The sequence below is a fragment of the Loktanella sp. IMCC34160 genome (assembly GCF_004145845.1).
Taxonomy (GTDB): domain Bacteria; phylum Pseudomonadota; class Alphaproteobacteria; order Rhodobacterales; family Rhodobacteraceae; genus SELP01.
Genome location: NZ_SELP01000001.1, coordinates 121363 through 135115, shown reverse-complemented (window position 1 = coordinate 135115; position 13753 = coordinate 121363). Strand labels below are relative to the sequence as shown.

Sequence of the window (13753 nt, the reverse complement as noted above, 5' to 3'; positions counted from 1 at the left end):
TGATCAGAACGTCACGGAAACAGCCCCCGCCGACCGTTCGGCGGGGGTTTTTTCATTCGACCCGAACCGCCCAGTCCATTTGCGCCTCGGTCTCGACCGCGCAGGGCCGGACCTGCCGCAGGCGGGCCAAGGCCACCCCCGGGGCTTCGCCTGCGTCGACCATGATCCGCAGGACTGCCATGCCGGATCGGCCGCAGCCGCCCTTGCAATGAACCAACACACGTTCGCCGCGGGCCAGGATCGCGCGGGCTGCCTCTGAAACCTCGGGCCAATACTGCGCAACATCCGGCTCCGGCGTTCCGAAATCCGCCACCGGCACATGCCGCCACGCGATCCCCGCGTGGTCAAGATCGTTGGCAAGTGTACCTGCGCCCGCCGCCGCCAGTTCACCCTCTGTCGTCATGGTGATCAGCAAGGCGGGCGACCAGCGCAAGATGGCCGCAAGGTCGGACGCATAGTCGCCCTCGCCTCCCGGGATCGGGCATAGGGCAATCTCTCCGCCCCCAACCTTCACCGCATATATCCCGAACTCTGCCATGGGCGCACATTCGGGCGCGGGCGACAGACCGTCAAGCGGGCACCGCAGGCCCGGATCAGGTGGACCTCCGCCCACGCGCCACCTATGCTGACCCGGACCCCGAATCCGACAGGCCCCGATGACCGACATCCCCCTTTCCGACGACGACGCGAAAAAGCCCGCCTATCAGGTGCTGGCCCGGAAATACCGGCCGGAAACCTTTGCCGATCTGGTCGGGCAGAATGCGATGGTGCGGACCCTGAAGAACGCCTTCGAGGCGGACCGGATCGCCCAGGCCTTCATCATGACCGGCATTCGTGGGGTGGGGAAAACCACCACGGCGCGGATCATCGCCAAGGGGATGAACTGTGTCGGGCCGGACGGAACCGGCGGCCCGACAACCGATCCCTGCGGGACCTGCGAACATTGCGTGGCGATCATGGAAGGCCGCCATGTGGACGTGATGGAAATGGACGCCGCGAGCCGGACCGGCGTCAACGACATCCGCGAAATCATCGACAGTGTGCATTACCGGGCCGCCAGCGCCCGCTACAAGATCTACATCATCGACGAGGTGCACATGCTGTCGACCAGCGCGTTCAACGCGCTGCTCAAGACGTTGGAAGAACCGCCCGCCCATGTGAAGTTCATTTTCGCCACGACGGAAATCCGCAAGGTTCCCGTCACGGTCCTGTCGCGCTGCCAGCGGTTTGACCTGCGCCGGATCGAACCCGAAGACATGATCGCCATGCTGCGCCGGATCGCCACCGCCGAAGGCGCCGAGATTACCGATGACGCGCTGGCCCTGATCACCCGCGCCGCCGAAGGGTCCGCCCGCGATGCGCAGTCGCTGCTGGATCAGGCGATTTCCCACGGCGCCGGTGAAACCTCGGCCGATCAGGTCCGCGCAATGCTGGGCCTTGCCGACCGGGGCCGCGTGCTGGACCTGTTCGACATGATCCTGCGCGGGCGGGCGACCGAGGCGCTAACCGAGCTGTCGTCGCAATATGCCGACGGGGCCGACCCGATGGCGATCCTGCGCGATCTGGCCGAGATCACCCATTGGGTCAGTGTGATCAAGATCACCCCTGACGCCGCAGAAGACCCGACCGTATCGCCAGATGAACGCGCCCGTGGTCAGGCCATGGCGGCCGATCTGCCGATGCGCGTGCTGACCCGGATGTGGCAGATGCTGCTCAAGGCGTTGGAAGAGGTCGCGATGGCCCCCAACGCCATGATGGCCGCCGAAATGGCCGTCATCCGCCTGACCCATGTGGCAGACCTGCCGACCCCGGACGAATTGGTCAAGAAACTGCGGGACGCGACCCCGCCCCCCTCCGGCCCCGGTGGCGGCGGTGGTGTGCACACGTCGGGCAGCACCCGGACCGAGGCGATGGGCACCCCGGCCCCGACCCATACCGGCCCCTCCGGCCCGTCGGCCCAGGCTGGTAACGCAGTGCGCGCGCTGGCCGCCGAGCACGCGCTGGCCCGCTACCCGACGTTCGAAACCGTCGTGGAACTGATCCGCGCCCATCGAGACGTGAAACTGCTGGTCGAGGTGGAAACCGGCATTCGGCTTGTGAAATACAGCCCCGGCCGGATCGAATTTGAACCGGCGCCGGGCACCGACAGCACCCTTGCCCAGAAACTTGGCGCGCGGCTTCAGGCCTGGACCGGCAACCGCTGGGCCATCACCGTCGTGAATTCCGGTGGACAGCCCACCATCGCCGAGGTGCGCGACGCCGCCGAAACCGCCCTGCGGGCCGAGGCTGAAAGCCATCCGCTGGTGCAGGCCGTGCTGCGCGCCTTTCCCAAGGCCAAGATCACCGAAATCCGGACCGAGGCCGAGAAGGCGCAGGAAGCCGCAGAAGAGGCCCTGCCCGAGGTCGAGGATGAATGGGACCCGTTTGAAGAGGGCTGACCCCTTGTCGCGCCCGCACCCGGCCCGTATCTGATGGGCAACGTAGTCTAGGGAGACGTGAGAATGTTCAAAGGAATGGGCGGTCTTGGCGATATGGCCAAGATGATGAAAGCGGCCAAGGAAATGCAGGGCAAGATGGCCCAGATGCAGGACGATCTGGCCAATGTCACGGTCACCGGCGAAAGCGGCGCAGGGCTGGTCAAGGCCACGGCAACCGCCAAGGGTGAATTGACGGCGCTGGACATCGACCCGTCGATATTTTCCGCCGACGACAAGGAAATGGTCGAAGACCTGATCCTTGCCGCGATCAAGGACGCCCAGCAAAAGGCCAGCGACAAGGCGGCCGAGGAAATGCAGAAAATGGCGCAGGATCTTGGCCTGCCGCCGGGCATGAACCTGCCGTTCTAGGTCGCGTTGACTTTGGCACTTCGAACCGGTGTGGCATAGCGAAGGGCACAGCCTTTTGCGGGCCGCACACCAAAGCCCCCCGGAGAGACCTTTGACCGACGGCACCCGTGATCTGGACCATCTGATCGACCTTCTGGCCAAGCTTCCGGGGCTTGGCCCACGGTCCGCGCGCCGCGCTGTCCTGCACCTGATCAAGAAACGGTCCCTGCACCTGTTGCCGCTGGCAGAGGCGCTGACCAAGGTCGGTCAGACCGCGCGCGAATGCCTGAACTGCGGCAACATCGGCACCTCGGACATCTGCGATATCTGCCAAAGCGAAAAACGCGCCACCGGCGAGATCTGCGTGGTCGAGGATGTGGCCGACCTATGGGCGATGGAACGGGCGGGCGTGTTCAAGGGTCGCTACCATGTGCTGGGCGGCACCCTGTCCGCGCTTGACGCCGTGGGACCGGACGAATTGCGCATTCCCAAACTGATCGACCGGGTCGCCAGCGAAGGCGTGACCGAAGTGATCCTTGCGCTCTCGGCCACGATCGACGGCCAGACCACCGCCCATTACATCGCCGACAATCTGGGTGGTGTGACGGTAACCTCCCTCGCGCAGGGCGTGCCGGTGGGTGGAGAGCTCGACTATCTCGACGACGGGACGATCAGCGCCGCCCTCAAGGCCCGCAAGGCCTTCTAGGGAAACAGGCCGCAACGGCGGCTCAAGAGACTATCTTGGCCAACGAAAGCGCTGTGATGACAGTTGTGAGGTCATTGCAGAACGCCGCGGGAAATCATTCTTCGACAATGATTTGCGGGATTTAGTGGCGGACTGGGGATCCGCCATAGCAAATGCTATGCTATTGTTTTTTAACAATTTTATGCCTCTCAATTTTGGAAAATGGGTCGCAAAATGGGTTGCAAATCGAGAACCATGTTGCTTGACGCCCAAGGAGTTCTGGCGGTCACGAAAGTAACCCCACCGCAGCGCCAAGAATTCGATAGTCGCTGACCTCGCCGCCCAATGCACTTCTCCACAAAACACTTCAACGTTGACTTGGCGCAAATTGCCACCTAGCGAGCCTAAGCGCCGGACATTGGAGCCCCCTTTCTTGAGGCGCGGCAACAGCACGCAACCTCGTCGACGTCATCCGCAAGGCGCGGAAATGATCGATGACGAGGCAATGTTCGCAATTCCTGATGGAGCCAATTCTGTTGGCGACCCCAGTTTCAACACTAGAAAGGACCTCAAGTCGGTCAAATCAGCGTCACTTTTTGACGTCAGCGATTCATCATTTGCCGAGTTCTCCAGGTTTCGATCCAACGGAGGAATCCATGACGAAGATTGACCAACTCGTCGCTGAATTGTGCGACGAATTCATGATAGCAGCCGCTGCGGGCGACCTTCCGACCGTCAGAGAAAACCTGACACAGATCTTTGAGTACGCAGCATATGAAATCGCCCGAACGGGCTGTAGCGACCTTTCAATCTCCGTGTTCAATGCCGCGGCAGAAGTCGACAAGCGGTTTCGCAGGGCGGAAGAAAGGATCCATACTACGCGCCTCGAACCGATCAAACTTCGGCTAGGTTGAGCCGCCGCACCAAACTGTACCCCCCCAATCAGATGGAACGTTTAGCACATGGACGATGCTTCCTGATACGCCGGTTGCTTGGTGCTGCTACGGTTGAAACTCCGCGCCTAGACTAAATGAATAGCTATGCCATAGTTTCCAAAAGTTGACCAAATGATCGTTTGGGCGCCCAAGTCGGGCGTCGAAGTTACTAAGCCGGCCTCATATTGTTCTAGTAATTCATCCAAGCCGAGCCAACCGGGGACCATCAGTTTCAAGCGGGAAGTCCACCGCTACAAGCCCTTGCGAGCGAACGGTTCAGCGAACTCACAGTGTAAGTATCGGATTTGCTCAACCTTAAGAAAATCCGCGTAGCCTTGCCGCAACCACGACTGCGGGAGGCTACACGATGGGGCTGGAGAGCTCGGAGTTTCCAACATTTCTAGACGTTGCGCGACCATCTAAGAGCGCCGTTCCCAGCACAATAAGTGAGACCGATCTTCGGAGCGGAAGCTACCTCGTCGCCTACCAGCCGATTGTGGATATCCAATCGCAATCCATCCCATTCTACGAAGGTTTGGGGCGCCTTGTCCTTCCGGATGGTCGAGTGGTTCCAGCAGGTGCTTTCGTTGAGAAGATAAGGAATACGTCTCTTGGACGATTTGTCGACTTGGCAATTCTTCAACGTTGGCGGTTGGATCTGACGGAGAACCCAACGTTGAGAATATCGGTAAATGTGCCCGTGAACTCTATCGCCCACCGTGCTTGGTATGACGCTTTCGAGGCAGCAGTTGCAAGTGTTCCTAGACTGGATGGTCGTCTCGTCGTAGAGATTGATGAGCAGTCAACACTAGTGATGCCTGACCTTGTTGCCGACTTCATGAAAGAGTTCCAAGCAAGAGGCGTTCGTTTCGCTCTCGACAACTTTGGCAAAGAGCACTCCTCACTGAGAAACATTGCGAACTTTCACTTCGACCTTCTCAAGATTGACGAATATTTCATCCGTGACATTCATCAGAATGCGGACAAGGCAGTCCTGATGCGAGTCATCGTCAACATGTCACAAGAACTCGACGTCATCTGTGTCGCCGAAAAGGTGGAAACTGGAGACGAAGCCCGAGCCCTAAAGGCATTGGGGGTAAGATTGATGCAGGGCATGCTCATTGGTCCACCAGTCTATGCCAGTGTAATTCGCGAACGCCATATCTGACAACAATCGCAGTGATCGCCTATGTCACTAGAACCCGCCTGGGCGGCGGTCGCGCGCGTCGAGATTCGATACCACTCTAGATTTCTGTAAGAAGATGTTCCTCAGATTCATCTTCATTATGTTGGTCATGCCAATCGTCCTCTATTGATGCAATAGGCATCTCTCGCCCGTCGGAGTTGTTTGTATCCAGCACCTTCACTGCGGGTTCTCGTGTTTCTTGAATGTCATCTAGAACAATCAAGTGCTGGTCCATAACCTCTTTTATGGGAACTTCATTCATTTTTCCCGAAACATCTTTGCCAGAAGTTTCCGCCAACCCCACAGTAATTTCAAAGATTTGCCAATCGGCGTCGAATGTCAGATTCAGGGTTGGTGAAGAAAGCGTCTCAGTCCACGACTCGACATCGAGCTCAAGAAAGAGTTCACTTTCCCCGTATAGATCCTCGTCAAGAATTGGCAGGTCCGTCGCGACTCCGTAGATGTCCCTCCACCCTTCAATCTCGTCGGGTGTCATTCTCTTGATTTCAACATCGCTGAACACCCCCTCAATTCCAGAGAGATCGAGCTCATAGTTCATGATGCCGTCTGCAGAAGTTATGTCCGTTGCGCTCAAATAGATCACAACTTCACCTGCCCCAGCGAAAACATTCATATTGGTACTGTCATTTGCGTCAGTTAGGCCTTGACCGCTAACAAGGCTCTTCCCGGAAATGCTGTTTGCCATTTCCATATACATCTGACCGCCAGCCAATAGATCCAGTTGTCCGGTGTCTTGGTTTTCGGCAGTAAGCATTCCTGCCAGATTGTTGTCCTTCAGGCCTGCATCCTGAATAATATCAGCGGTGTAGACTAGAGCTTGATCCACTCCTGCCCCTGAAAGCTCCGAAACCAACTCTACAATTGCAGCCGGTAGCTCCTGACCATATGGCCCATCGGCCAAGCTGTCTTGGTAGTACTTCTCAAACTCCGCGTTCGATCGTGAGTTCAGTTCTTCAATGCCCAGAGCTCCGTTCTCAGCCGCCCACTCATTGTAGATTTCAGTCCGGGTATGGTTTGCGATGCTCGTCCCGGCAATGAGCTGAAACCCCTGCTCTGAACCCGTAAGTTCCACCGAACGCAGTTCCCATGTTTGGATAGCGCTCTCCAATGTGTTATCTGGGTCACCGCGACCTTCGCTGTAAAGATCGTCAATACCCGCGAACCTCGGAATGTATCTTTGGAAGAGAAGGCTATCTATGGCGCCGATCCCGTCGGCATCAAACTGATCCTGCAACACTTCGAGGTCGTTGACAGAACCGTTGAAGGCTCTCGCTGGGTCATCATAGGCCGGAGGGCGTTCAAATCGCCCCAAATGCATAGCGACCTCCAGATTCATTTCACTGTGTTGGTAAGCGCCTGGATCCGCGTCAATTTCATTAAGAGCTGCACCTATGGCCTTGGCCATTGCATTATAGAGCTGACCGGTGGCTTCTATATAGCTTGTCCAAACGGCCTCATTGCTTGCAGGATCGGAGAACTGAAACTCGAATTTTTGCTGACCAATCCAATAATATTCTTGACCGATTTGGAGAATGATCTTTTCAGGAAGAGTGTAACTCACATCCTCTCCGAAGCGTGCCCCGCTAGCCAGGGAAGTTACAAAGTCATGCAGATCAGACGAAGCGGTTTCTAGATCAGCCGTAAAAGTGTCTCCATCGTCACTCTGGGTAATATACTTGGTCGTCGGTAGAACAATTATCAGGTCTTGGCCTGCCTGAACTGACTGCTCTAGGATCGCGTCCAACCCATCCTTGTTGAACTTTTCGGTGTCGATCAGATATGGATTGTTGAGATCATAGTCATCGTCTTCGAGGTAGCCAACGCCGTCGACGATATACTGACCAGGCCATCGCACCGCAGATGAAGGCAAGAAGGTGTCAGACGCGGATGTCGGGCTGCCAATTGCGTCCCAAAGGTAGTCATCTTTCCATTGAGCCCGAGCTCCCAACAAATCCACCCCGAACAACCCTGTTGAATCATGATCCGCATCAATCTGGTTGGCAGATACATCGACTCTGCCGTCCGGGAGACCAACCAACATTCGCGCCACGCTTAGGTCTGCGACATCGGCTTCACTAAGTCCAAGTAGGTTGATCAAGAACTCTCCGCCCGTAGCGCTGATAACGGCGGCTCCTGACGCTTGATCGTAGTTGAAATCTAGCTCCCGTAACGACCCTTGCCAGCCATCAATCTGAATTCGATCAACGCCCAGTTCAAAATCTCTGATGTCGAGGCGACCCGGCTCGGCCAACACTTGCGGCACCCAGACTCGAAACAGATCCTCACCACCTCCCCCGTAGAGCACGTCGCCTCCGGCGATGGAGCCGGCGTGAATCACATCATTCCCCTCCCCTCCCCAGACCGTGTCTTGCCCCGCCCCCGCTATGAGCAGATCATCTCCATGGCCACCCCTCAGCAGGTCATCGCCATCTCCTCCAAAAATATCGTCGTTGCCAAACCCACCGGAGATCCGATCGGCTCCTCCACTTCCAAAAATTGTATCATCCCCACTTCCGGCGAAGGTTAGGGCTCCCGAACTCCTTGCTGTGAGGGTTTCGGAGATCGATGACCCCACGATTCGACCGTTTACGGGAAGCTCAGCTTCTTTCGATTGTTCCGAGTTGACCACCTGTTGAACGTCTTGCACCGGCAACATAGGAGACTGTGAGCTTGACGTGATTTCGTTCTCAAATGAGATACTTTCAGCGTCATTTGACTCGGCCAACACATCGTTGCGTCTTTCATTGTCGCTCAGACGTGGATCGATCTCCGGCGCTTCCAAGTCTGGATCGTTGACCTGAAGGAACGTGCTCTTCAGCGACTGAAGAGTCTCGATCAAGTCCGTAATCGAGCCGCCGACCGAGCCTCGATCCACCTGTTCGACATCTTGACTGACTTCAAACGGACTCTTCGAATTCCACGAACTTCCGATTGAACCGTATGGAGCAGATCCAACCTTATCGCTCTCATCCGGGGAGCCAAGATTTCCGATCCGATCTGCGCTCGAACCGAACACTGATTGCTGTTTGACAGTTCGACCGAATCCGAACTCCGAGAAGCGAATGTATTTCATTTCGACCCACCATTCTCACCACAGATTGATCGTAGCAGGGCCGAGCCTCATCACTCCACTGAAACGCTCAGCGATGGTAAGGAGAAGCCTAACAAACGGGGCTACCATCACTTCGGGCGCGTCCGGTCAGTTAAGGTCTATCTGAGGGGATCACGACTCATGGCGAGGTAGGCCATTGGTTTTATTTCATATATTCACCATTGAATCTGGACTTCCGCACTTGGAGTCCTTTACCTAATAGTTCTGATTGGAAGTAAAACTCTCGCTCGGTCTGGCCCTTCGCCCACATATCTTTTCTTCGATCCGGCGACCGTTTACTGTTTTGCCTTCATCAATATGGCGAAGGGACGCGGTTCTTGACTCGCACGATGCGAGAGCAAATCATGTCACAGAGTTTATTCAAGTAGCGAAAAATTTTCACTTCTCTTTTTAAGGGGCGCCGGAAGACAAGATGTACAAGCTTTTCAAGTCGCCAGGAACTGGCGCATTGATCGGAGAATTCGAGACTTTTGAAACAACAGTTTCAGAGCTACGCGATAGGTATAGCATCCAGCTACCAACCGGACACGTCAATCACGAACCCATCACTATTTCGACCTACGCAAATCAACTCTACACAGACGGCGGATACCTGACGATTCAGCTAGTAGGTGATGCAACGCTTTTCTCGGTAGAGGGCACAGCCGATACGGAGCTTTGGACATCCGATCAGGAGTCTAGGATAAACCTCGGAGATGGTCATGACATCGTCCATGGGGGTACTGCCAGAGACATTGTTCATGCCAACGGTGGCGACGACACGCTCTTGGGCGGGTCAGGAAACGACGTCCTCTTTGGAGATGATGGCGATGACTTTGTTTCATCTGGGTACGGCTCGGACCGCGTCTATGGTGGCGACGGACAAGATGTTTTGGTGGCTTCGTCTGGCCGAAATCAGCTCTATGGTGGTGAGGGCGCCGATACTTTTGTGCTCTACTCAACACCTGAAACAGCACACATCATCAGGGATTTTGATCCGAACGAGGGCGATGTGCTTGTCATCGATGGGATGGGTAGGTTCGACGACTTCGCTAGCTTTCTCGGAAACGTAGACATTGTGCAATCAGGGCAGAATGTTGTAGTCAGAGACAATGGGTCCGAAATAATATTGATCGACACCGATATCTCGGAGCTGACTGAATCCTCGGTTGAATTCGATGCGGCTCCCTATCTTCCTGAATACGAAACTGTGGAAGAGTACATTGCGAGCAACTTGTGGCAGGACGTCAATGAGATCGCAATCGGTGGGGTCATCTACCATCGTCGGGCAAGCGAACCGCCACACTTGGATTTCAAGTTTCAGGATGGCGACGGTGATTGGTGGTCACCTGACTACTTGGTGGTGGTTGCTGCAGGTCAGTCCAATATGCTAGGAGCCGGCGCTGGGGGGGACATGACCATCGACCCCAACGTAATGGCTTACGACTGGGTGAATGGAGCCATCGTAGCAGCCGACTACGGAAGTGCCCCCGCAGGCGGAGATGGCGTAAGGACTGGCGAAGCCCTCCGAAACAATCTCTTCTTCCCATTTGCAAATGAGCTCGCGACGAATTCTGGACAGCCGGTGCTTGTAATTGCACATCCTGTATCGGGCTCCCAGATACAAACCTGGCTTGATAGCGGTAGCGGCGAAAACTGGGGAGCGCTTACCTCAGAAATCGATGCTGCTTTGGAAATGGTGGGCCAGAGCAGTGTCGATATCGTCTTGTGGCATCAGGGTGAGTCGAACCATTCGATTCCGACAGACACCTATGCAGCGATGGTCCTAGAACTGATCGATCAAATGCGTGATGCCGCCTGGGCCACGCCCGATATGAACATCTTGATCGGGGAACTGTCGCGAGACGGAGTCAACTTCGTTCAGAATGCGGCGCTTCAAACCCTTGAGCTGTTGAACGAAGACCCAAATATCGGCTTTGTTTCGTCTGTTGGACTTCAGGCCTTTGATGCATCTGGCGTCCATTTCGACGGCGCTTCACTTGTAGAATTTGGAATCCGGTTCTTCGAGGTCTATCAGCAGTTGATTAGCCAGGAGGAGTTGGCAGCTCCACAACAGCTCAACTCCGCACCTTTTGTGAATCCCCTCGCTAGCATTCCAGAGTCGATAACAATTGGAGAAGGAGAGTGGGTCTGGCTTGACACCGCTGGTTGGTTCACTGACCTCGAAGGCGATCTCCTCTACTCCTACGGCTACCTGGATGATCGCAGCGAATGGTGGGTCAGGTCCGATCCGGAAATCGGAGGAGTATGGTTGCGGCCAGACTTCGATGCCGCCGGAGACTATTTGCTGAACATCTATGCCAGTGACTTCGCTTTGGACGGAGAAACTGTCTCGATTGCTTTGAGCGTTCAGGAGGTTGAGCCCGGTCTTGAGATGTTTGCGAATAACTCCTGGTCGCGCTCCCTTGGATACTTCAAAGACTTCACAATATTGCAGCAAGTCGCGAGCGAAAATCGGGCTGTCACGATCCTCGACGGATCTGCACTCGAACAAGATGCTCCGACAGTTATTACCGTGAATTCGCTTTGGATTGAAGGAGGGGAAAGCGTTTCGGGTGATTTCGAATTTGCCCCTGACGTTTACCGAATCTACCTCGAAGGCGAAGCAAACTTTAATGTCACCGGCGCTGGTTTGGGTGACTATATTGCAGGCAATCAGGGCAGCAATCGGCTTCTCGGAGAGGAGGGGGATGACCGCATCTATGGCGGCGACGGTCAGGATCTGATTTTTGGCGGATCGGGAAATGACAAATTGTACGGCGATGATGGCAACGACTTGATTGATGGGCAAGACGGACGTGACGTTGCGTACGGTGGAGCGGGGGCAGACACCTTCGTGTTCGAGGCAGGTGACGAGTTTCTTTCCATCCGAGATTTTGACGGTGTATTCGAAATGGATGTCATACGTCTAACAGGTTTCGAAGGCATCACGAGCTATGAAGACATGCTCACTTTGACAACAATCCGACTCTACTCGGATGGGGTTATTTTGGACATCGGCGACGATCGGTTGATGATCAACGGTCTGACCGTCGACGAACTTTCGTCCGACTTCTTTGTCTTTGCTTGAGAAATGTTGTGCATTGACCGCCTGACTTGACACCTTCCGCCTTGCTGCGTGACCGTTGGGTCTGTCCGCACTGTCGAGCCAAAACGTGCCTACGCGACCCGGCGGGCCTTCTCTTGGGGTTTGGCCATTGGTTCCGCTTCACTGAAGTGCTCAGTTTCGTATTTCTCCGTCGCAGGGTCGCGATCCCATTTCCGGATTTCCCTGTCCAAGTTCAGGCCCTTGTCCTTGGGGTGCTTGGCAAGCCGCCGTTTGACCGCGCCCACCGTCAGGCATAAGCGCGAGTGCAGGCCGTTAAACTCCTCGCCGGGTGTTGAGACAGCCCCGAAAATATTGGTCACGGCCTGACACTCCGCGGATGACGGTGCGTTCGCGGCTATCGGCCCAAGCAGGAGCGATCCCTGCAGGCAGCCATTGGCGATGAGCACCTCGTGCCGCGCGCAGGCAAATTGAATCCAGGTGATCCGGCCCTTGCCCTTCATCTGTCGCATAGCCCCTCCTGTCGCCAGATACGCTCGACCCGTTTGCGGTTCAGATGCCAGCTCGCGTCATTCACCAGAGCGGTGATCATGCGGTGGCCGTGGCGCCCATATTGGTCGACCAAATCAATGATCTCAGCCGTCAGCTGCTCTCCGTCGGCTCGACCTTGTTGGACTTTGCGTTGCGTGGATCGGTGCCGACCCAGTGCGCGGCAGGCGCAACGCTCGAACACGCCAAGCCCAAGTAGCGAGCAAGAAAAGAAAATTCGCATAACATCTAAATCAAACTGGCAAATCTTGGCTCAGTGACTTCACCAATATGAAACCTGTCCTCGACGATTGTTTCTAAAAATCAGGAGCGTTTCATGGAAGTAATTCTCCTAGTGCTCATAGGCACTATCGGTCTCGCAGCAGCATACGGCTCGATGGGGAACGACGAAAACGACGAACCCGAAGGTGACGACGATGTCTCGATGGATGAGCACAGTACAGACATGCTGGGCGCCACATCCTCAACGGACAATCCGGATGTGATACATCTGGTCGGAAGTGCTAGCTCAGACATTCTACTGGGCACAGATGACGACGAAACATTGCGAGCACTTCAGGGTGATGATGTTGTTCTAGGCGGCGCGGGCCATGACGTAATTTTTGGCGATGATGGCGATGATCGCTTCCTAGACCAATCCCCGAATGAAGTTGAGGATGATGGAAATGATACGATATTTGGCGGCAGCGGGAATGATGTGGTCACCGATACGTTTGTTCCATCAGACATTTCGAATCCAAGGGGGGGCGATGACCAATTCTACGGAGGCGATGGCGATGACCGCTTCATCGATTTTGGCGGGCGCAACACCGCCTATGGAGGAGACGGCAATGACATCCTGTCAGGCCTCGACAGTGATGTGTGGGAAGACACATCCAGTGACTCGTCTGAAGGGCCATACGCGACGCTATCAGCATCGATCAGCGACCCGTTCAAGGCAGATGAGCTATTGGGCGACGCCGGGAATGATACTCTAATCGGCGATTTCTGGGACACACTGGTCGGCGGGACTGGCGTTGATTCCTTCAAGATCGAACAACACTATGGCATTGCCGCGCCGACAACGATTAAAGATTGGGAAATGCTGGGAGCGGAGACATCCGAGTTGATCGAGATTCAGCTTTGGATGGCTGAGCCAACTTTTCTAGCCTTCTTTCCAGAAGCCAACCCTTGGGACGCCGACGGTGTTCAGGCAAATGTTACGCTCGTGAAATTGAACCAGACCGTCAGGGTCGAGGCATTGGGCCAAGTAGTTGCGATCATAGAGGGATTTGATGATAGCAAGAGTCTCGAAGACCTGGTTTCAAGTATTGTTGTTAGCTGCAAGGCCGCAATCTTTGTATGACGGGTCGCCCAGAGAAAGCTCTACGAGATCCTAACCGTCGTCAGTGAAA

Annotated in this window: 11 protein-coding genes and 1 pseudogene; 8 read left to right on the top strand and 4 right to left on the bottom strand. The window is 55.6% G+C overall.

Annotated elements, in window-relative coordinates:
• Positions 1–52: 52 nt before the first annotated feature.
• Complete coding sequence (locus EU803_RS00690) at positions 53–538, bottom strand: dual specificity protein phosphatase family protein (RefSeq protein ID WP_129678932.1); 486 nt, start codon at positions 536–538, stop codon at positions 53–55.
• A gap of 118 nt (positions 539–656) precedes the next feature.
• On the opposite strand from EU803_RS00690, the gene EU803_RS00685 reads away from it, so the two are divergent.
• The 6 genes from EU803_RS00685 (at position 657) to EU803_RS00660 (ending at position 5613) form a co-directional block, all read left to right on the top strand.
• Positions 657–2438, top strand: a complete 1782-nt coding sequence (locus tag EU803_RS00685; protein ID WP_129678931.1) for a DNA polymerase III subunit gamma/tau — start codon at positions 657–659, stop codon at positions 2436–2438.
• 63 nt (positions 2439–2501) lie between these two features.
• A complete protein-coding gene (locus EU803_RS00680; RefSeq protein ID WP_129678930.1) occupies positions 2502–2846 on the top strand; it encodes a YbaB/EbfC family nucleoid-associated protein in 345 nt (114 codons plus the stop codon).
• A gap of 91 nt (positions 2847–2937) precedes the next feature.
• On the top strand, positions 2938–3531 hold the full coding sequence (gene recR / locus EU803_RS00675) for a recombination mediator RecR (protein WP_129678929.1): 594 nt from the start codon (positions 2938–2940) through the stop codon (positions 3529–3531).
• Positions 3532–3997: 466 nt separating this feature from the next.
• On the top strand, positions 3998–4180 hold the full coding sequence (locus tag EU803_RS00670) for a hypothetical protein (RefSeq protein ID WP_129678928.1): 183 nt from the start codon (positions 3998–4000) through the stop codon (positions 4178–4180).
• Positions 4167–4424, top strand: a complete 258-nt coding sequence (locus EU803_RS00665) for a hypothetical protein (protein WP_129678927.1) — start codon at positions 4167–4169, stop codon at positions 4422–4424. Before EU803_RS00670 ends, EU803_RS00665 begins: the two co-directional genes overlap by 14 nt.
• 388 nt (positions 4425–4812) lie before the next feature.
• Positions 4813–5613, top strand: coding sequence for an EAL domain-containing protein (locus tag EU803_RS00660; RefSeq protein ID WP_129678926.1), 801 nt, complete (start codon positions 4813–4815; stop codon positions 5611–5613).
• A 76-nt stretch (positions 5614–5689) separates the two neighbouring features.
• Here EU803_RS00660 and EU803_RS00655 read toward each other — a convergent pair whose 3' ends face one another.
• Complete coding sequence (locus EU803_RS00655; RefSeq protein WP_129678925.1) at positions 5690–8725, bottom strand: hypothetical protein; 3036 nt, start codon at positions 8723–8725, stop codon at positions 5690–5692.
• Positions 8726–9176: 451 nt separating this feature from the next.
• Between EU803_RS00655 and EU803_RS00650 the strand changes: the two genes are divergently transcribed.
• Positions 9177–11834 (top strand): sialate O-acetylesterase, encoded by a 2658-nt coding sequence (locus EU803_RS00650; protein ID WP_129678924.1) that lies wholly within the window; start codon positions 9177–9179, stop codon positions 11832–11834.
• Between the two features lie 89 nt (positions 11835–11923).
• Here EU803_RS00650 and EU803_RS00645 read toward each other — a convergent pair whose 3' ends face one another.
• Positions 11924–12322, bottom strand: a complete 399-nt coding sequence (locus EU803_RS00645) for a hypothetical protein (protein ID WP_129678923.1) — start codon at positions 12320–12322, stop codon at positions 11924–11926.
• Positions 12322–12537, bottom strand: a pseudogene (locus tag EU803_RS00640) (IS3 family transposase); the annotation flags it as partial. The gene EU803_RS00645 and the pseudogene EU803_RS00640, both read right to left, overlap by 1 nt.
• A 138-nt stretch (positions 12538–12675) precedes the next feature.
• Here EU803_RS00640 and EU803_RS00635 point away from each other — a divergent pair.
• Positions 12676–13704, top strand: coding sequence for a calcium-binding protein (locus EU803_RS00635; RefSeq protein ID WP_129678921.1), 1029 nt, complete (start codon positions 12676–12678; stop codon positions 13702–13704).
• The last annotated feature ends 49 nt before the right edge of the window (positions 13705–13753 follow it).